At 63.6% G+C, this 20,460-nt stretch carries 14 protein-coding genes; 8 read left to right on the top strand and 6 right to left on the bottom strand.

The genetic code is table 11. From position 1 onward, the window contains the following. Positions 1-49: 49 nt before the first annotated feature. The 6 genes from RI444_RS10040 (at position 50) to RI444_RS10065 (ending at position 8,357) form a co-directional block, all read left to right on the top strand. Positions 50-1,018 carry a sugar ABC transporter substrate-binding protein gene (locus RI444_RS10040; protein WP_021472190.1) on the top strand — a complete coding sequence of 323 codons (969 nt, stop codon included), beginning with the start codon at positions 50-52 and terminating at the stop codon, positions 1,016-1,018. Positions 1,019-1,131: 113 nt separating this feature from the next. Then, complete coding sequence (locus RI444_RS10045; RefSeq protein WP_207605916.1) at positions 1,132-4,098, top strand: FAD-binding and (Fe-S)-binding domain-containing protein; 2,967 nt, start codon at positions 1,132-1,134, stop codon at positions 4,096-4,098. 113 nt (positions 4,099-4,211) lie between these two features. Continuing rightward, positions 4,212-4,409 (top strand): hypothetical protein, encoded by a 198-nt coding sequence (locus RI444_RS10050; RefSeq protein ID WP_021472192.1) that lies wholly within the window; start codon positions 4,212-4,214, stop codon positions 4,407-4,409. Between the two features lie 75 nt (positions 4,410-4,484). Further along, positions 4,485-5,174: a TetR/AcrR family transcriptional regulator gene (locus RI444_RS10055; RefSeq protein WP_207604739.1), complete on the top strand. Its 690-nt coding sequence runs from the start codon at positions 4,485-4,487 to the stop codon at positions 5,172-5,174. Positions 5,175-5,316: 142 nt separating this feature from the next. Then, a complete protein-coding gene (locus RI444_RS10060; RefSeq protein ID WP_021472194.1) occupies positions 5,317-6,780 on the top strand; it encodes an APC family permease in 1,464 nt (487 codons plus the stop codon). Between the two features lie 95 nt (positions 6,781-6,875). Continuing rightward, positions 6,876-8,357 carry a protein adenylyltransferase SelO gene (locus RI444_RS10065; protein WP_207604740.1) on the top strand — a complete coding sequence of 494 codons (1,482 nt, stop codon included), beginning with the start codon at positions 6,876-6,878 and terminating at the stop codon, positions 8,355-8,357. A gap of 15 nt (positions 8,358-8,372) precedes the next feature. Here RI444_RS10065 and RI444_RS10070 read toward each other — a convergent pair whose 3' ends face one another. The 6 genes from RI444_RS10070 to RI444_RS10095 form a co-directional block, all read right to left on the bottom strand. Then, positions 8,373-10,769 (bottom strand): transketolase-like TK C-terminal-containing protein, encoded by a 2,397-nt coding sequence (locus RI444_RS10070; RefSeq protein WP_207604741.1) that lies wholly within the window; start codon positions 10,767-10,769, stop codon positions 8,373-8,375. A gap of 88 nt (positions 10,770-10,857) precedes the next feature. Then, positions 10,858-12,138: an amidohydrolase family protein gene (locus RI444_RS10075; RefSeq protein WP_207604742.1), complete on the bottom strand. Its 1,281-nt coding sequence runs from the start codon at positions 12,136-12,138 to the stop codon at positions 10,858-10,860. Then, entirely contained in the window at positions 12,135-13,235 is a 1,101-nt protein-coding gene (locus RI444_RS10080) for a threonine aldolase family protein (protein ID WP_207604743.1), read from the bottom strand. Before RI444_RS10080 ends, RI444_RS10075 begins: the two co-directional genes overlap by 4 nt. Next, positions 13,232-14,335, bottom strand: a complete 1,104-nt coding sequence (locus RI444_RS10085; RefSeq protein ID WP_021472199.1) for an ABC transporter ATP-binding protein — start codon at positions 14,333-14,335, stop codon at positions 13,232-13,234. Before RI444_RS10085 ends, RI444_RS10080 begins: the two co-directional genes overlap by 4 nt. Then, positions 14,328-16,082, bottom strand: coding sequence for an ABC transporter permease (locus tag RI444_RS10090; RefSeq protein WP_021472200.1), 1,755 nt, complete (start codon positions 16,080-16,082; stop codon positions 14,328-14,330). Before RI444_RS10090 ends, RI444_RS10085 begins: the two co-directional genes overlap by 8 nt. Beyond that, the gene (locus RI444_RS10095) at positions 16,079-17,188 is read right to left on the bottom strand and encodes an ABC transporter substrate-binding protein (RefSeq protein WP_062096778.1); all 1,110 of its coding nucleotides are present in this window, start codon (positions 17,186-17,188) and stop codon (positions 16,079-16,081) included. Before RI444_RS10095 ends, RI444_RS10090 begins: the two co-directional genes overlap by 4 nt. 401 nt (positions 17,189-17,589) lie before the next feature. On the opposite strand from RI444_RS10095, the gene RI444_RS10100 reads away from it, so the two are divergent. Both RI444_RS10100 and RI444_RS10105 read left to right on the top strand, forming a co-directional pair. After that, positions 17,590-18,780: a TetR/AcrR family transcriptional regulator gene (locus RI444_RS10100; RefSeq protein ID WP_021472202.1), complete on the top strand. Its 1,191-nt coding sequence runs from the start codon at positions 17,590-17,592 to the stop codon at positions 18,778-18,780. 247 nt (positions 18,781-19,027) lie between these two features. Further along, positions 19,028-20,380, top strand: coding sequence for an MFS transporter (locus tag RI444_RS10105; RefSeq protein ID WP_021472203.1), 1,353 nt, complete (start codon positions 19,028-19,030; stop codon positions 20,378-20,380). The last annotated feature ends 80 nt before the right edge of the window (positions 20,381-20,460 follow it).

A 20,460-nucleotide genomic window follows, 5' to 3' on the forward strand; every position in this document is an offset into this window, starting at 1 on the left:
ACACCACCATCTCCAAGCGCACAGACAAAAACCACTGAAAGGAACAACCATGGGAATGCGACACAAGCTCGCTGCGGCCACAGCCATGTTGGCTGCCGGAGCCCTGACCCTCACCGGCTGCGGAGGCAGCAGCAACGCCAGCGGTTCCGAACAGTCCGGGAAGAGCTACAACATCGGCGTTGTGGTCCTCGACCTGCAGGACCCGGACTTGGCGCACATGACCGACGCCATGAAGAAGACGGCTGAAGAAAAGGGCGTCAAGCTCAACATCACCGACTCCAAGAAGGATGTGGGCAGCGAACTGAACCAGGTTGAGGACCTCCTCACCCGCCAGGTGGACGCTGTTATCATGCAGCCCCTGGACGGCGATGCCAGCCAGAACGCCGCCAAGCGGGTCATCGCTGCCAACATCCCGTTGTTCATCCTGTCCACCGAGTTCGCGGAAGGCTCTGACGTCGGCTACAAGAGCTACATCGGTGTCGATGACACCGTAGCCGGCCAGATGCAGGCCGAGTACCTCAACAAGGTCATGCCCGACGGCGGCAACCTGGTGTTCGCCGCGGGCATCTACGGTGCCTCGTGGACCGACCGCCGCAAGTCCGGATTCGACAAGACGATCAACAAGAACTTCAAGATCGTGGCCGAATTCCAGGCCAAGGGCAGCCGCGACGACGCCAAGCGCAACATGGAAGACACCCTCCAGCGCTTCCCGTCCGGCCAGATTGACGCCGTGGTGGCCAATAACGACGAAATGGCCATTGGTGCCGCGTCGGCCATTGAGGACGCAGGCCGTACGGCTGAGTTCAAAGCAGTAGTCGGCGTCGACGGAACCGAGCCTGCCTTGCAGGACATCAAGGCCGGCACCATGTCCGCGACGGTCCGCCAGGACTCCGCGGGGCAGGGCGTCAAGGCAGTGGAGGTTGTTACGGACTTCCTCAACGGCTCCAATGTGGACAACCGCTACACCTTGCCATTCACCCTCATCACCAAGGACAACCTGTCCGAGTTCCTGAAGTAGCCACTTCCGCATAAGGAAACGGGCACAGCGGATTCCGTCCGCTGTGCCCGTTCTGTTTTGGCACAGTCCGCCTGGCGGGCCCCCGCCTAGACTTCCAAAGGACCACTATGGAAATGGAGAAGTCGATCATGCCCCACGGCCACGGCGGAGACCCAACACTGACGCGGCTGCTTGCCGCTCTGCGCGGGCAAGGCATTGAGGTGGACGATTCTCCGCGTCGCCTCTCCGAATACTCCTACGACGCCTCCAACTACCGCGTCCGGCCTGCCGCCGTAGCCTTTCCGGCAAACGTCGACGACGTCAGGGCAGTCGTGCGCGAATGTTCGGCCCTGGGCATATCCATCACGCCGCGCGGCGGCGGCACGTCCATGGCGGGCAATGCGATCGGCACTTCCTTGGTGCTGGACCTGTCACGCCGGATGGCGGCCGTGGAAAAGCCCGACGCCGGCGAGGCAGCAGTGTGGGTGGATGCCGGCGTGGTCCTCGGTGAGCTGCGCTCGTACATAGAGTCCGTCACGGAAGGCACGTTGACCTTTGCTCCCGATCCCTCATCCATGACCCGGGCCACCGTGGGCGGTTCGATTGGCAACGACGCCTGCGGCAACCACTCAGTGGCCTATGGACGCATGACGCAGCATGTCGAGGAGGTGGAGCTCGTCACGGCTGACGGTGCCTACCTGCGCGCCGGGCGGAACTTCCTATGCGCCGTTGATCACCGGGACGGGCACTCCGTTGCCCGGGCAGCAGAGCTGCTCCACGGGTTGAAGGAGCTCGCCCAGGCCAACCTGGCTGCACTCCGGGTAGAACTGGGAAACATCCCGAGGCAGGTCTCGGGTTACCACTTGGGACACCTGTTGCCCGAAAACGGACTGGATGTTGCCGCTGCCATGGCCGGCAGCGAAGGCACTTGCGCCATCGTGGTCAGGGCCAAGGTGCGCCTGGTTCCCAAGCCGCGCACAACAGCGCTGCTGTGCCTCGGTTATGCGAACACCATAGATTCCGCCCGCGACGTGATGACCATCCTCGCCGCCAAGCCAAGCGCCATCGAAGGCCTGGACGCGTCAATTGTGGACATTATGCGCCACAGGCGTGGTGCCGGCAGCGTTGACTCCCTGCCGCAGGGCAAGGCGTTCCTGATGGTCGAATTCCCCGGGGACACGATTCAGCAGGCCTCGGCTGCTTGTGAGCGGCTGCTGGCCAAACTCGCCGCCGACGGCAGGATCCTCGATCATGCCCTGGTCACCGAACCCCTGGAGCGGGCCAAGCTCTGGCGCGTCCGTGAAGACGGGGCAGGGCTGTCATCCCGCCGGATTGACGGGATCCAAACATGGCCGGGCTGGGAAGACTCCGCCGTTGCCCCGGATCGATTGGCGGACTACCTCGCGGAGTTGCTGCCCCTCGTGGAGAGGTACGGCTACACCGCTTTCATGTACGGACACTTCGGCGCCGGCTGCGTCCACATGCGCCTCGATTACGATCTCCGCAGCGACAACGGACGTCATACGTTCGAGGAATTCACCCGGGAGGCGGCCAAGCTCGTGGTGGCCCACGGCGGATCACTGTCCGGGGAACATGGCGACGGTCGCGCACGCAGCGAACTGCTGGAGGTGATGTACACACCGGCAATGCTTGGCATCTTCAAAGCATTCAAGCACCAATGGGACCCTGCAGGAATCCTCAATCCCGGAATCATCGTGGACCCCGAACCCTTCGCCGCATCGCTTGCCTTGGCGGGTGTTGCCCAACCCGGCCCCGGCCACGGCGAGCCCGACGCGGCGCCGGGTACCGCCGTCGTGCATTCTGCAGGAAACCGTGAATTGCTCCCGGTGGTGAGCCCGTTTGTGGGCAACACGCACGCATGCATCGGGGTGGGGCGCTGCCGGGCGACGTCCGGCGGATTCATGTGCCCCAGCTACCGCGCCACCAAGGACGAGAAGGACTCCACGCGGGGACGGGCAAGGGTCCTTCAGGAACTGGTGCGGGCCCAAGGAACCAGCCATGACGGCTGGTCCAGCCCCGAAGTCCGCGAGGCCCTGGACCTCTGTTTGTCGTGCAAAGCGTGTTCCGCCGGCTGTCCCACGGGAGTGGACATCGCCGAAGCAAAATCCCAACTGGTGGATGAACATTACCGCGGCAAGATCAGGCCGTTCACGCACTACTCCATCGGTTGGCTGCCGCGCTGGCTTCCGTTTCTGACGCGCATCGCGCCGATCGCCAACGCGGGAACCGCTGTCCGCCCCTTCCGCATCGTTGGTGAATGGCTGGGCGTCAGTGCACGACGCCGGCTACCGGACTTCGCAAAGCGGGGCCGGATCCGGCGCCGGGTGCGTGAGGCACGCTTCACGGACAATGCCGACCTCCTCCTGTTCATCGACAGCTTCACCCGGGCCTTCCGCCCCGAAGTAGTCCCGGCCGCTGCCCGGGTGCTGCGCGACTCGGGCGCCTCCGTGGGCTGCACCCCGGACGCCTGCTGTGGCCTGACGTGGATCTCCACTGGTCAACGTGACGGGGCGCGACGCCGGCTGGCACGGCTGATTACCAGGCTCGACGACGGAACTGACCGGCCCATCGTGGTCCTGGAACCGAGCTGCGCGGCCACCATCCGTGACGAGGGTCCCAAGATGATGGGCGGGGCGGCGGCTGCGCGGGTAGCTGCCCGGGTCCGCTCGTTCTCCGTCGCCGTTGATGAAGCGATGTCACGCGGCTGGAGGCCCACGGCCCCAGCGCCGGAAAAGGCCGTACTGCAAACCCACTGCCATGAACACGCCGTGTTCGGCTCCGGCGCCCAGAAGCGCGTTCTCCAAGCCTGGGGTGTGCCGGAGCTCGTGGAGTCGTCCTCATGCTGCGGAGTTGCCGGCAACTTTGGCTTTGAGGCTGAACACTTCGACGTGTCCATGCAGGTAGCCCGGCACTCCCTTGCGCCGGCGCTGGCAGCCGGCGGCGGGGCGCTGGTCCTGACAGACGGGTTCAGCTGCGCCATGCAGGTCTCGCAGCTTGATTCCAATCGCTCCAGCCTCCATTTGGCGGTGGCGTTGGATCCCGGACCGTCCCGCGAAGCCGGGCGGGTGCCTGGTTCATGATGACCGGGCGGCGCGCAGCCTCGGGTGTCCCAAACTGACACGGTTGGTGCGTTGGCAGGGGATTGATGCTTGAAGAGACCCAACAACCCCCTTATTTTTGAGAGTTGATCTCGATGATGAACAGGAAGCTCGCAGAAGGACGGCACGCCGAATGGTTGCGGGCATCGGCACGCTTCAACGAAACCGATCTTGGCGAGCGGACTGACCTTCACGTGAAGCGCTCCGGGAAGCTCGTCCACCGGATCCTTCCGGACATGGCTCAAGGGCGCGACATCAGCGACGCCTCGCCATGGCCAACACCGGGCTCATAGCGGGACGAAGAACCCTTCCCTGCCTAACGACCGTTAGTTAGACTCTAGGGAGAGTCATCCCATCCTGAGGAAGCCATGAGTCAATCGCCGCGTGAGCAGGCAAACGCCGCCATCAAGAAGTTTCTGGCCCGCCGGGATTGGTCCGCCGAATCTCCTGCCCGCCGCCGTACGCTGGCCGCCTTTCTTCGCCTGGCCACGGAACACGGCTTCGAATCGGTGTCAATGCGCACCTTGGGCCACGAGCTTGGCTTGAAGGCTCCGAGCCTCTATTCGAGCTTTCCCCACGGCAAGGACGAGATTGTCGCCGAGTCACTCCGCTGGTTCACGTACAGATTCGCCCATGACCTGCTCGACGTCGCCCTGCCCTCGAGGAGTCCCGAGGAGTACTGGGAGGTGCTCGTGCGCTTCCATTTTGCCCAGCAGCTGCGGCGGCCTGAAGCCGATCTCTGGAACTTCCTGGTTGCCAGGGACAAGGTGGCGCCATTCCTGGACCCGGATGCGCGTGAAGAAGCCTATTCGTGGCTGGAGCTGCATGAACGCATGTACGGCGCGGCGGCGGAAGAAATGGGAAGGAGCATCACCGCTGAAGGCATCAAAGCGGTCTTCACGGTGCTCGACGGAGCACAACGATGGTCCGCGTGGAACGGAACCGAAGCCGAACTGGAACGCCTTTCAGACCACGCCGTCGAGTTGACCCGATCGATTCTTGACGTCGGAAGCCGGGAGCCCGTTCCTGGCCGGATGGTCGCCGCCGCCGCGCACTAAACCCCGAAGCGGATCCGGGCCCGGACGGGACCCCGGCCCTTGCCGGGCTGATAACGGCAAGGGTGTCCCAATCCGGCACAGCATCGGCTGGAGACCAGTCGATACTCTCATTCAGCATTGAACAACCAGTGATGAGGATTACATGAACAACACCTCGCTTGACGTACCAAAGGTGACGCGTCAGAACAAGGAAAACCGGCTCAGCGGCAACATGGGAGTCGGCGAGCTCGCAATGAATGTTCTGGCCTTCTCTTCGCCCTTGGCTACCGTAGCCGGTACCCTCCCCGTCCTGCTGATGTTCAGCGGCCAGACGGCACCGGCGATTTACATCGGCGTGACGCTCATGCTGCTGATCTTCTCTGTGGGTTTCGTCAAGATGAGCCGCAGCGTCCAAGGCCCGGGTGGTTTCTATTCCTTCGTCACTGCGGGCCTGGGGAAGCCTGCGGGTCTGGGGGGTGCGTTCCTGGCGCTTATCGGTTATATCTTCATCGGATTCTTCGCCCCATCCTTCTTCGGGGTGACGCTGCAAGGATTCGTGGCCAGCACCCTTGGTGGTCCGGACATCGCTTGGTACTGGTATGCGCTGGCAATAACGGCTGTCACCACGGTACTGGCTTATAACCGCATTGATTTGTCGGCGAAGCTGCTCACTATCGTGATGCTGCTCGAGGTGGCCGTCATCATCGTTTTCGACATCGCCTCGTTCTCCGCCAACGGTCTCGAGACCGTCCAGAGTGTTGGATTTGCCCTGCCATCGATCACGGACGCCACCTTGGGATTGGCGTTGTTGTTTGCCGTGGGGAACTTCTTCGGTTTCGAAGCCACTGTCATCTACAGGGATGAGGTCAAGGATCCGGATAAGACCATCTCCCGCGCCACGTACCTGGCGGTAGCAGGCATCGGCCTCTTCTACGCGGTAGCAGCGTGGGCGTTCATCGCGTTTCTTGGGCCGGAGAAGGTCCAGGGAGAAGCTGAGAGCAATACAGTCAACTTGTTCAGCGATGCCGTCACTGGACTTGTCGGCAGAATCTTTGCGGACATCGCGGTTCTGCTTCTGATCACCTCAGTGCTTGCGTGCATGTTGTCCATTCAGAACATTGCCGCGAGGTATAGCTTCGCCTTGGCCTCGGATCGCGCCCTGCCGTCGTTCCTGGGCCGGGTTCACCGGCGCCATAAGTCGCCGTACGTTTCCGCCGTAGCAGTGGGCATCGTTTGGGCCGCGGCCATCATCCTCTTTACCGTCCTGGGTGTCGCCCCGGAAGTTCTCTACCCCATCGCCAGCGGCAGCGGAACTTTCGCGGTGCTGCTTCTCATGTTCATTACGAGTTTCGCCGTGCTCGTGTATTTTGTCAGGCGTCGCAGCTTCGCACCGGAATCAGTGTGGAAGACGGTGGTTGCACCTGTCATCAGCGTCCTGTTCCTGGGCGCGATCACGTATCTGGCCATAGCCAATTACCCCGAGCTCATCGGGGGATCGCAGCTCCTCACCATCATCTTCATGACGTTCACCTTTGCCCTCTTCCTTGGCGGGATTGCATACGCGTTGTTCCTTCGCTCCAAACGACCCCACATCTATGCGGGGCTTGGCCGCCAGCGGATCGACTGATGCCCCAACGGCCGCTGAGCATCATGCGGCGACTGAAGGCATCACGGGGAATAAGCATCCTGATTAGTTCGGGATGCGGCGGATAGCATGGGAGCATGAGTGCATTTGCGCAGCCCACAGTTGTCCTGGGAAACCTCTTCGCCACGGAGTTCCCGGAATTGTCCGTGCCGTGGCAGGCGGAGCAGGCGCCTGCCCCGCAGCTGGTGGTTCTCAACGAGGAACTGGCGGGGGAGCTTGGCCTGGACACCGCGTTCCTGCGGAGCGAGGAAGGTGTCCGGTTGCTGCTGGGCGGCGCCGTCCCTGCAGGTGCGGCGCCGGTAGCGCAGGCTTACGCGGGGCACCAATTCGGCTGGTATTCGCCCCGGCTTGGTGACGGCAGGGCGTTGCTGCTGGGGGAGCTCACCGACGTCGAAGGGCGGATCCGTGACCTGCACTTGAAGGGTTCGGGGCGGACCCCTTTCGCCCGGAACGGTGACGGCCGGGCCGTTCTGGGTCCGATGCTGCGTGAGTACATCGTCAGCGAGGCCATGCACGCGCTGGACATTCCCACCACAAGGTCCCTGGCGGTGGTCGCAACAGGAGCCCACGTACAGCGGGAGTCCGTGCAGCCCGGAGCAGTCCTTGCCCGGGTGGCCGGCAGTCACCTGAGGGTGGGGACTTTCCAGTACGCCCGCAACACCAATGACATGGATCTTCTCCGCCGCTTGGCCGATCACGCCGTCCAGCGCCACCACCCCGCAGCCGGCGAGGAGGACAATCCATACCTTGCCCTGCTCAGGTCCGTCATTACTGCCCAGGCATCCCTCGTTGCCCGGTGGATGCTGGTGGGCTTCATCCACGGGGTGATGAACACCGACAATATGACCATCTCAGGCGAAACCATTGATTACGGCCCGTGTGCCTTCATGGAAGGCTTCGACCCCGGCACGGTCTTCAGCTCCATCGATGAAACGGGCCGCTATGCGTACCGGAACCAGCCTCCCGCGGCTGAATGGAACCTTGCCCGGTTCGCTGAATCGCTGCTCCCCCTCATCCACCCGGACCAGGAGCGGGGTGTTGCCATGGCTGTCGAAGCCCTGGAAGGATTCCGCTCCCAATACAGTGCCGCTTGGTCTGAGGGCATGGTGAAGAAGATCGGACTCTCCCTCGCCACGTCAGGGGAAGACGGTTCAGCGCTGGTAGACGGTTCAGCACTGGTCGATGAACTGCTGGCTATTGTCCAGGAAGCAGGCGCCGACTACACGTCGTTCTTCCGGAAGCTCGGCCAGGCGGCCCGGGGCAATGCCGCCCCCGCCCGCGGAATGGTCCTGGACCTCCCTCGTTTTGACCGCTGGCTGGCTTCGTGGCAGGCAGCGAAACCGGACGCTGACGCCATGGATAAGGTCAACCCCGCCTACATCCCGCGGAACCACCTGGTGGAAGAGGCCCTATCGGCAGCGAGCGGCGGGGACACCGGCCCGGTTACTGCGTTGCTTGAGGCCGTCACCTCGCCATGGCTGGAACGGCCGGGCTTTGAGCGGTTCGCTGAACCGGCACCCGACGGCTTCGGTCCCTACCGCACCTTCTGCGGGACCTAGCCGCCGGGCCGGTTGTCACTGCACGAGGTCCAGGACAGCACGGACCATGCTGTCGGTGTCGATCCCGTGGTAGCGGTAGACGTCGTCGACGGCGCCCGCCTGTCCGAAAGCGTCCACGCCGAGGTTGCGGCTCTTGACCTGGTGCACGCCTGCGAGGAACGCGAGGGTGTGGGGGTGGCCATCAAGCACGGTCACCATGGGGACTGCCCGCTCAGCGGGCAGGATCTGGTCCAGGATCCAGGTGGGTGCGTCCGGGTTTTGTCCGTTGCGGCCTTGCAGGGCTTCATAAAGCAGGCCCGGGCTGGTGACGCAGACGACGTCGACGGCGGTGCCCTGTGCGGTCAGGCGATCGGCGGCGGCAAGCGCATCCGGCACCATGGCGCCCATGGCGGCGATGGTCGCAGCCGGGGCAGGGGCAGCCCGCAGGAGGTAGCCGCCGGCCACTGCTTGACGACGGCGGCGCTCCCGGGCGGCGGGATCGGCCGGTACGGCGGCCAATTGCTGGTCGACGGGTTTCGTGGAGAGCCGCAGGTAGGCGGATTTGCCGCCGGGGCGCCCCAGTTGGGACATGGACGCCAGCAGCGTCCACTCGACGTCGATGGCGAAAGCGGGCTCGTAGCTGGTGCAGTTGGGCTGTTCCAAACCGATGGACGGGGTCTTGATGGACTGGTGTGCCCCGCCTTCGGGGGCAAGCGTCACCCCCGACGGGGTGCCGACCAGAATGGATTGCCCGCCGGCATAGATGCCGTAGGACCAGGGTTCCAGGGCCCGCTCCACGAACGGGTCGTAGAGTACGCCGATGGGGAACAGCGGCTGTCCCCATCGGCTCCAGGTTGCGCCGAGTTCGCCCAGCAGGCTCACGAGGTTCACTTCGGCGATGCCAAGTTCTATGTGCTGGCCGGTGGGTTTTTCGTGCCAGTGCATGACGGTCTCGGCGTCGTCGCTGAACCAGTTGGTCCGTTCTTCTACCGACCACACGCCTACCTTGTTCACCCAGCCGGCAAGGTTGGTGCTGGAACTGACGTCCGGGCTGACGGTCACCAGCCGGCGCGCGACAGCGGGTGCCGCACGGTTGACGTCGAGCAAGGTTCGGCCCAAGGCTGCTTGCGTGGTTGCCGTCCCCGACGGCGTCCTGCCGAAGTCCACCGGGACGGCGGGCGGGGCCGTTGCAGGTTGAGCGACGCGCCGCAGGGCTTCTGCAGTGGTCCGCACCAGTTGGCCCTCGGTGCTGTCGGCGTCGAAACGTCCCCAGGGTGTGTCGGGGTCCTCGCCCATGGCGTCCGCGAGTTGGCGGTACTGGTCCACGGTGAGCAGCGAGGAATGGTTCTGTGGATGGCCCTCGGTAGGCAGGCCGTTGCCTTTGATGGTGTAGGCGATGATCACGGTAGGCCGGGTGTCATCGATCCGGGAGTACGCTTCGCGGAGCGCGGCGAGGTCGTGGCCGCCGAGGTTCCTGATGGCCCGGGTCAGGGTGTGGTCGTCGACGCCGGAAATCAGCTCCGCGATATCCGCAGCGTCGGCGCCCCCGCCAGGGAGCCGGCGTCGAACTTCCTCGGGGGAGCAGCGCAGCAGCCGCTGGTATTCCGGGTTGGACATGTCGAGAATGCGCTTCCGCAGCGCGCCGCCGCCGGGCCGGCCCAGGAGGCTTTCCAGCAGGTGGCCGAAACGCACGGTGATGACCTGCCAGCCGGCAGCCTCGAACAGGCGCTCGATTTTGCCTGCGGCCACGTTCGGCACCACCCGGTCAAGGGACTGCCTGTTGAGGTCCACAATCCAGACGATTTCCCCCAGATCCGCAACATTCGAGTCCAGGACAGCTTCCCAGATGGCGCCCTCGTCGAGCTCCGCGTCGCCTACCAACGAGTACTGGCGCCCCCTGTCCGGTGTGCCGCTCACAGACCCGTCGCTCACAGTCCCGCCGTTCACAGTCCCCCCGCTCACGGTTTCGATGTACCGCCGCGAGATGGCACCCCAAATGGGCGCGGTGGCCCCGATGCCGACGGAGCCCGTGGAGTAGTCGACGGGATCCGGATCCTTGGCGCGGCTGGGGTAGCTCTGCAGGCCCCCGAACTCACGCAGCGTGGTGAGGTACTTCTCGTCGAGGCTGCCCAGCAAATAGTTGATGCTGTGGAGCACCGGCGAGGCGTGGGGCTTCACGGAAACACGGTCCTCCGCGCGGAGTTGCCCGAACCACAGAGAGGTCATGATCGTGGCCATGGAGGCACTCGAGGCCTGGTGGCCGCCAACCTTGATGCCGGAAGGGTTGGGGCGCACCCTGTTGGCGTGATGGATGATTGAGGTCGCAAGCCACAGCACCCGTCGTTCTATCGCGGCAAGGGCCTCCAATTCAGGGGTGCAAAGCGTCGGGGCTGCAGTGCTGGCCAGGGGGTCGCTGACTGGGGTTGGATTCATACGATGCCTTACTGGGGGTGTCGGTGGGACAGGGGTATGGCGGATGCCGCGGAGACGGGCCGCCAAAGTTGTGGGGTAACGCCGCTGCTTAGTGCGCGATCAACAGTCCGCGCTTGAGAACTCCAAGGGGCGTTTGGAGGGTGGTGATGTCTTGGAGGGGGTCTGCCGAAGTAAAGATGAGGTCGGCCCACAAGCCGGGCCGGACGCGTCCCACTTGCGACTCCAACCCAAGCATGGAGGCGGCTTCAGTGGTCGCGGATTTCAGCGCATGCTGTGCTGTGAGGCCGGCAGCAACGTAGCGCTCCAGCTCGCGGGCAAGGAGGTCGAAGGTGACGTGCGCAGGGCCCGCGTCCGTCCCCGCCACGATGGACACGCCGGAGTGGAGGAACTCCGTCACGTTGGTGAACCGCGATTCGAGCCTTGCCACCACGTTGCGGTCAAGCGGGTTGGCCAATACCTGGCGTCCCTCCTGCAATTGCCGCGAGACAATGTCTGCCGCTATGACGGTCGGCACAATGTGGATGCCGGCATCGGCCGCCCTGCGCAAGAGCCCGGGATCGGGGGAGCATCGTTCGTCGGGCCCCAGCATCGAGGCATGTTCCAGCGTATGGACGCCGGCGTCAATGCAGGCGGCAATGGAGGAGCTGGCGTGTGCGTGCGCTGCGGTCTTCATGCCGTAGGAACCGGCGATCACTACTGCCTCCCGGAGAAGCACGGGATCGAACTCAAAGACGCTGGGACTGGTCCCGGGCGTGAAGCCGCCGCCGCTGGCCATGAGCTTGATCCAGGTGGCACCGGCCGCGTGCTGTTCAGCGATCAGGGTGTGGACGTCGTGCCGGGTCCGTACTTCTCCGCCCATGTCGTGGGCGTGCCCTCCGACCCTGCAGAGCGGAGCACCACAATGAACCACAGTTGCGACGTCCGATGCCATCCCCAGTGCTGCCCGTATGGGAGCGAGCAGCCGCCTGGGCGTTCCGCAGTCGCGAACTGTGGTGATACCGGCCCGGAGCGCAATCCGTGCGTTCGCTACAACCTGCGCAATGATTTCTTCATCGCTGCTGGCCTGGTGTGTGGCCTTGGGGTCGTCGCCGCCGTCGAAGGCCAGATGGACGTGGGCATCCATCATTCCGGGAGCCACGAAGTTTCCCTTGAGGTCAAGCACATTCCCTGCGCCGGGTACCCGGCCCGCAGGGGTGACGCGGGAGATCTGCCCCGCTTGGAGCCACACGTCGCTGGGGGAAGAGGATGTGCCCGTCCCGGGATCAACAACACGCGCGTTGAGCAATACGGTGACTTCGTCACCCCGCCGGGCAGCCCGGGGGGCGCTGAACGGCAGGGGCCGGTCCGTCACGTCAATGGTGGTGGTCATGTCAGGAGCTCCTTCTTGCTCACGTGCATTGAGTAGGTTTCGTCCAGCAATTCGCAGAGGGCTTCCGCGGCGAGGCGTACACCTGCGGTGTCCACATCAAGGTGGGTGACGGCACGGATCGTGGACGGGCCAAAAGCGCCCATTCGAACCCCGCACTTCCGGAGCAGGCGCTCCACCAGAACCGGTGCAGTGACTGGGCAGTCCACCAGGTCAAAGAGGACAATGTTGGTCTGAACCGTCGTGGGGTCGATCGAGATGTTGCGGTGGCCGGTCAGCAGCTCAGCCAGGAGGCGGGCGTTGGCGTGGTCGTCGGCCAGTCTGTCCACGTTGTTGCGGAGGGCAAAGGTGCCGGCCGCAGCCACGATGCCGGACTGGCGCATGGAGCCACCCCACCGTTGTTTCAGGCGCCAGGCTTCGCTGATGAAATCCGCGTCTCCTGCCAGCACTGCTCCCAGGGGGGCACCCAGTCCCTTGCTGAGATCCAGCCAGACTGAGTCGAACGGGGCACAGAAATCGCGGGCGGACACTCCTGTGGCTACTACCGCATTGAGCAGGCGGGCGCCGTCCATGTGGGTCTCGATCTGATGCGCCCGTGCTACCGCGGTCACGGAGGTGATGCCCTCCAGGGACCAGCATGTGCCGCCGCCGAGGTTGGAAGGCTGCTCAATGGAGAGCACCGCATTCCGGGCCATCGACCGGCCCTCGGGCCCGAGGGCCGCTGTGAGCTGGTCAGCGGAGAAAACACCACGATCGGCTTTGATGGGCCTGAACAAGGCTCCGGCCAAGGCTGGTGCCCCGGTTTCCTCGTGGCGGAGCGAGTGCGCGTTGTCGTCAACAAGGATCGCATCGCCCGGGCGGCAGTGCAGGGCGTAGGAGATCTGGTTGCACATGGTCCCTGATGGCAGGAAGACCGCCTCTTCCTTGCCCAGCAGTTCCCGGGCCAGGGCAACGAGTTCGTTGGTGGAGGGGTCTTCACCCTTTTGTTCATCCCCCACCTCGGCGTGGGCCATGGCCTGCCGCATGGCCCCTGAAGGCCGGGTAATCGTGTCGCTGAAAAGGTCGATGCGGATCGGGTAGGGGGACCCGACGGGAATCACAGGGCGCCCTTGGTTGCCGGGGCAGTGCGGGGTTGGAACAACTTATAGCCGTCCCGTGGGATGCCCACGCGCACATGGGACGAGTCCGTCCGGTCGCGGGTTTCCACCACCAGCGACTGCTCGCCGACCCCCACCCTGTACCTGAAGTGATGGCCGTGATAGGACCTCTCCAGGACGGGGCCGTTGACCGTCATTTCATAGCCCTCGGATGGTGCGTCGTCGGGCAACAAGGCCAGGGCCTCAGGCCGGACGGCAACCACGACGCCGTCGGAATCCAAGGACGACGGCACGTGGATCGCTTGGTCCAATCCGTCGATTTTGATCGTCAAAACTCCCTTGGACCGGGAGATGACCGTGCCCTCCAGCAGGTTGCTGGTGCCCACGAAATCGGCCACGAATATATCGGCGGGATCGTTGTAGATCTGCTCAGGCGTGCCGATCTGCCGGACCATGCCGGCCGACATGACCGCGATCTTGTCACTCATGGCCAGCGCTTCGTCTTGGTCGTGGGTCACGAACACCGTGGTCACGCCAATCCTGCGTTGCAGCTGGAGCAACCAGTCGCGGGTCCGTTCCCGCAGCTTGGCATCAAGGTTGGAAAACGGCTCGTCAAGCAGCAGCAGCCGGGGAGGGAAGGCCAGGGCACGCGCCAAGGCGACGCGTTGTTGCTGACCACCGGAGAGCTGGTGCGGGTAGCGGTCTGCCTGATCGGCGAGGTCCACCAGTTCAAGAACTTCGTCGACGCGGCGGCGGAGTGCATCGGATTTGTACCGTCGCAGCTTCAGCGGGTAGCCGACATTGTCGCGGACCTTCATGTGCGGCCACACGGCATACGACTGGAAGACCACGCCGCAGTCGCGGCGTTCCGGAGGCAGGAAAGCGGACGTGCCGTGATCGAACAAGGTGCGGTCGCCCGCGACGATGCTGCCGCCGTCGGGCTTGAGCAGTCCTGCGACCGACCACAGTGTTGTCGACTTCCCGCAACCGCTGGGCCCCAGCAGGGTCAGGATCTGCCCGTCGGAAGCGGTCACCGATACGTTGTCCAGGACCGTCAGGTGGCCGAACTTCTTGGTGAGGTTGGTAATGACCAGATCAGACATTGGGGCGAACTCCAAACAGAAGGCGTCCTGCGGCCAGGACTGCTGCGGTGATGACGAGTTGGATGACTCCGAGGGCGGCGACGGTGCCGCCGAGGCCTGTGGCCGCGATTTGGAGCATGGCCAGTCCCAGAACCTGCGTTTCAGGGGTTACCAGGAAGACTGCGGCGTCGGCTTCGTTGAGCATGGCCACAAAAAGCAGGACGAACGAAATCCCCATGGCCGGCCTCAGGAGCCGGATGATGATGGTTCGCATCGCGGTCCACCAATCCGCTCCTGCGGAGCGCGCAGCCCGGTCCAGGTCCTCACCCAGTGCGGCAAGGGAGGGGTAGAACGCGGCGTAGCCCATGGCCAGGGCCCGGACGCCGAAGGCGATTCCCACGGCCCAGAGTGTGGCCCTGAACGTTCCTGATTGATCCAGGATCGCGAAAGTCCAGAAGAAGGCCATGCCGGTGATGATCCCCGGGACGGCCCGGGGATACAGCACGATGTGTTCCAGGGATCCGCGGAACCGGAAGGTGGAGCGGTGGGCGACCAGTGCGATGACTGCGATGCAGGCTGTGGCGATCGCGGCACCAACGGTGGCGATCAGCAAGCTGTTGCCGATGGCTCCGGTGTACAACGGGTTGGTCAGGATTGCCGAAAAGTGGTCAAGCGTGAGGAGGCTGAACGGGTTGATTGCCGGCGTCAGAACCGCGGTCACCGAGGCGAGGATCACGCCGCCCAGCGGAATGATGGTCGCCGAGCCCAGGACAATTCCGACGACGGCGGACAGCACCCAGCGCAGGGGGCCGAGCTTGACGACGTTGGCAGGCCTCGATGACTTGCCGCCGGTGGTGGTGAAACGGGCGAGGTCCCCGGCCAGCCGGTTGCGCAGCAACAGCAGCAAGGTGACGGCGAGCAGCAGCATGACGGCACCTGCAGGGAGGACTCCGCCGCCGCCGTCGGCACTTCCCGTCCATTGCCGGTAGAGATAGGTGGACATCATGTCGATGTTCTTTGACGTGCCAAGGATCAGCGGAATACCGAGTGTTTCCAAGGCCAGGGCAAACACCAGCAATCCGGAATTCAGCAGTGCCGGACGCAGCAGGGGCAGGGTCACCGAGAGCACGGCGCGGAGGGGACCTGCGCCGGCGCACCGGGCGGCTTCCTCCAGCGTCGAGTCACCGGAGGAGAGCGTCCCGCGGGCAAAAAGGTACACCACGGGTGAGCCTAGGACGGTGCCCATGACCACCATTCCCGCAACACTGTAGAGGTCAAAGGGGACACTGAAAGGCGAGAACTGCTCCAGTACGTGGGTGGCGTATCCGTTCTTCGACCACATCGACTGCCAGCCAACGATCAGCACCAGTCCGGGCAGGACCAGGGGCAGGACGATCAAAGCTGAGTAGAGCTTCCGGAGCGGCAGGTCGGTCCGTGCCACCAATAGGGCGACGGTGGTTCCCACCAGCACTGACCCGACGGTTGTGAAAACGGCGAACTGCAGGCTGTTGGCCACTGCCGACCACCACAGGGGGTCGGCCGCCAACTTGCCGAAGTTCTCAAGGGTGGCGCTGCCACCGCCCTCGTAAAGGGGTGTGGACCAGAGCGATGACCAGACAATCGGCACGATCGGGCCGAGAACCAGCAGGACCGTCAACAACCAGACACCGTAGTGGATGACTTTTTCGGGTAACCATGCCCGCTTGATGGGTCCGTACCCGGGAGGCCGCTCCTGCGTCCCGGGTACGGCGAGCGTGGAGCTGCTCATCGTCCGAATGCCTCTTTCCAACGGTTCTTGAACGCAGGCGAATCGTTGATCAGGGTCTCATCCCACGTGGCGATGTTGATGTTTTCAGCGCCCAGTTGCTCCGTGACCTTTGCCAGGTTTACCGGGCAGTCCACGCCGTCCAGGTAGGGTGCGAATCCGCCGGTACAACCGGCTGTCTGGCCGGCCTTGTCAATGAGGAAATTGACGAACACCTTTGCCGCGTTGGGGGACTTGCCACCTGTTGTCGCCCCGGCGCCGCGGGGCATGAAGGGAGTTCCGTCCTTGAAGAACCTGTAGTTCAGTACCTTGGCGGTCGCGCCGGTGAGCAGCGGCCTGGTGGCACCGGATTGGAAGTAGGACATGGTGTACTCGCCCTGCAGGAGTTTGTTGAACATGGGTCCTGCGCTGGCTTCCACCTTGGTGTTCGGACCGAGCTGGTCCAGGATTTTCCATCCCGCGTCTCCGGCTTTGGCGATATACGCGTGGTTGACTGTGTAGCCGAACTCCGTGGTGCCGTCATACGTAACGATCTTTCCCGCCAGTTTAGGGTCGCCGGACATCCTGGCGAGTGCCTCGAGGGAATCGGGCTGCTCGGACTCGGGCAGGAGGGTGGTGTTGATCAGCGCCATGACCGGATTGAGTTCCATGGCGAAGACTCCCGGGGCGAGTTTCGCGAAGTCCGGCAGTGGCGCAGCGGCAGGAGGCGTGAAGTCCTGAATGTCGCCCCGCTTGACCAAGTCCAGGAAGTTCGCGCCTTGCAGGCTGACAATCACGTCTGCGGTCTTTCCGCCCGTGGCCTTCTCGTTGAGGTAGCGCTGGAAGCTTTCGGTTCCGCCGAGGCTGATGTAACTGGTCTTTATGCCCGGATATTGGTCTTGGAAGGCGGCCAGTACCGGCTTCATGGATGCCTCGTTGGCTTCGCCGTAAACCAACAGCGAGCCTTCCTTGTTTGCAGCCTCAAGGATCGCCGGATCCATGGCGGCTGCGGTGGGGATGTCAGTCTTGGCAGCGTACGCATTGGGAGTCTCACCCCCACTGCTGCTGCAGCCAGTCAGGGCTGCGAAGCCGCAGAGTGCGGCCACGGCGAGTATTGCACGTCGTTTCATGTGGGACTCCTTTGTCACTGGACGTTGCTCTTTGTCTCTACGGCGCCCTTGGTTTTACGCCGCCCTTGGCTTGAGCGGCGAAGGGGATATCACGAGGAGATGGTCAGGGGCCTGTGCTCCTTGGGGTCCACGGGCAGGTGGGCCGCCAGGCTGACTGTTGTTGCTGTGCCCCCGGTTTTCGACCATCTCAACGTTCCGTAAGTGAATCTGCCTCGGCCTTCGAGGTTCTTTCCGTGCCGCTCGCGCTGCGGGAAAGGGCTGGCGGTCCCGCTGCGGCGATGTGCAGTAAGCCCGCTTACTAACCCACATTCATGGATGCAGATGAGTTCCTGTGGCTTGTTCTTCAACTTTGGCACGCGGCGGGCTATTGCGCAATAAGTGAATCTGATTAATCTTGAGATATGGAGAAAGCGTCCACAGCCCCGGAACGCGGTACACGGCCCCGCAACCGCCGAGCCCTCATACTCGCTGCGGCGGCGGACCTCTTCGCGCAACGGGGGTATCCGCAAGTCAGCATGACCGATGTGGCCAAGGCGGTCTCTGTGCAGCCGTCGGCCCTGTACCGGCATTTCCCAGGCAAAGGCGAACTGCTCCGGGAGGCCGTGGCGGCGAACCTCCAGCCTGTTGTGGAGAGCGTCATCCAGGCGCCCGACGGCGATCTTGGCCAGTTGGTCTTGTCACTCGGCCGGGCGCTTTTGGAGCATCGCGGGAACGGCGTGCTGTGGGAGCGGGAATCCCGCCACCTGCCGCCTGCGGTCCGCTTCGAAATAGCCAGCGGCGCCAAGTTCGCCATCAGCAGCAAGCTCCAGTCCGGCTCTGCTGCGCTTCCCGCAGCAGAGGCCGATCTGCGGGCGTGGGCGATGTTCGCTGTGATGGTCAGTGTGTCGTGGCATCCGAACCGGCTCTCGAAAGCGGACGAGGAAACCCACCTCGCCACGCTTGCCCGCACTGTGATCGATATGCCGTTGCCGCCGATCAAGGAATCGGACCATCGAGCCGGTGCGGCACTCTCCGTGCCGCGCAGCCGCCGCGAGGCTCTGTTGGCTGCTGCAATCCGGCAGTTCGCTAGGTCCGGTTTTGATGCGGTCAGCCTTGACGATATCGGCGCCGACGTCGGGATAGCCGGCCCCGGCATCTACCGTCACTTCAGCAATAAGGCAGAAATGCTCGCTGCCGCGCTTTACCGGGCCACGGAAGTCCGTTGGATGGACTTGTCGCGCGCCCTCTCTGAAGCCGCGGATTCATCCGCGGCGCTCCAGCGCATCCTGTCGTCGCACATTTCCTTCTCGCTGTCCTGCCCGGAATACCTGCAACTGGCCGTCTCCGAGCGCCAGCACGTTCCCGAACGGGACCTGCAGAACCTTTTGGAGGCGCAGAACGACTATGTCGCCGACGTCGCCTCACTGGTCCAGGACGCATATCCGGGTACGGATCAAGAAGTAGTCAGAGTACGCGTGAAGGCAGCTCTGCATGTGATCAGCAGCGTCGTCCGTACGCCGTTCCTGCGGGACATCCGCGGAATTCAGGACATCCTCGAGGACCTCGCGTGGGGAATTATGGTGCCCGCTGCCGATCAAGGCGCCACGTCATGAGCATCTGCCGAAGGGACTAGCCCACAGCAAACGGTTCCAGTTCGCACCACGCCTGAAGCCCCTCGGGGGCTCCACCACTGCCAAAATGAGATCTTGCGCACAAGACATCTCAGCAATAAGATAATCAACACTGAAGTAATTTGCATCACTTCAGATCTCACTCTCAGACAGGTGCCTTGGCTGCCCTGATCACCAGGGCCCACGCAAAGCGGGGCCGACTGTTTGCAAAATTACCTGGAGGCACAATATGAGTGCAGTGGTCCCACAACCATCGGGCGGCAGCTCTCCGAGAAAGGTCGCCATCGCGAGCCTCATCGGCACAACCATCGAGTGGTACGACTTCTTTATCTACAGCACCGCAGCGGTGCTTGTTTTCAACCAGCTCTTCTTCCCGGGCTTCGACCCCACAACCGGCACGCTGCTCGCGTTCTCGACCTTCGCCGCCGGCTTCGTCGCCCGCCCCGTAGGAGCCATCGTCTTCGGCCACTTCGGTGACAGGGCGGGCCGAAAGCCGATGATGGTCCTCACCATCCTGATCATGGGCATAGCCACGGTCGCCATCGGATTGTTGCCTACCTATGACGTTATAGGTGTGTTTGCCCCCGTCTTGCTGGTGATCCTGCGGCTTTGCCAAGGGTTTGCGCTCGGCGGAGAGTGGGGCGGGGCCGTGCTGATGGCTACCGAGCACTCCCCGCAGGGCCGGCGCGCCTTCTTTGGCAGCTGGCCGCAAGCAGGCGTGGCTGTGGGACTCATCCTTGCCATGACCTTGTACATCCCGCTGGAATCCATGTCGCCGGACGCCTTCATGGCCTGGGGCTGGCGGGTTCCGTTCATGCTGAGTGCCGTGTTGGTCATCACCGGCCTGGTCATCCGCGTAAAGGTGGCAGAAAGCCCGGAGTTCGATCGAGTCAAGGCTAACCACAGCGTTGTGCGCATGCCCGTCATCGAAGTACTTCGAACCCACCCGAAGCAGGTGTTCCTTGTAGCCGGCGCAAGCCTGGTTCCGGGCATCTTCTTCTACCTCATCACCGTGTACAACTTCGTCTACGCCGGTAAGTCGGAAGAGTTCGATTCGACCTCCATGCTGGTGCTGGTGATCATCACCTCGGCCGTTGGTTTCTTCGTCAATCCCGCAGCAGGTGCCATGGCGGATAAATACGGCGCACAGCGGGTTTACCTGTGGGGCCTTGTACTCATCGTAGTGGTTGCGTTTCCGCTCTACTTCGCCCTCGACGGCGGCTCGTACGGCTTGATCGCCGTTTGCTACTTCGCCGCAACCATCGCCGTGTACATCCCGTGGGCATTGTCGCCTGCGTACTTCTCCACGGCCTTTGACGCCAAGGTCCGTTACAGCGGGTTGTCCCTGGCAACCACGCTTGGCAACCTCCTCGGCAGCGCCATTGCACCCCTTATTGCCGGTGCCTTGTTTGCTGCGACAAAAGCGTCGGTCTCCACCTCCATTTACGTCTTCGTCGCCGGAGCGGTTTCGATCACCTGTGCGTTGGCGCTGGGGCGCGTCATCCGAAACAAGGCCTTGCGGGCCGGGAAGGGCAGCGACGGCAATGTGCAGGAATTTGCTGCCCCCACCTATTCGGAATGAGTCGACACCAAAGGATTCCCAACAAAAGCAGCCCGTCTGATCAGTCAGCGTTGACGGACACGGGCTCCATGCAACAGACC

The sequence above is a fragment of the Paenarthrobacter sp. AT5 genome (genome assembly GCF_032764245.1).
GTDB classification, from domain to species: domain Bacteria; phylum Actinomycetota; class Actinomycetes; order Actinomycetales; family Micrococcaceae; genus Arthrobacter; species Arthrobacter ureafaciens.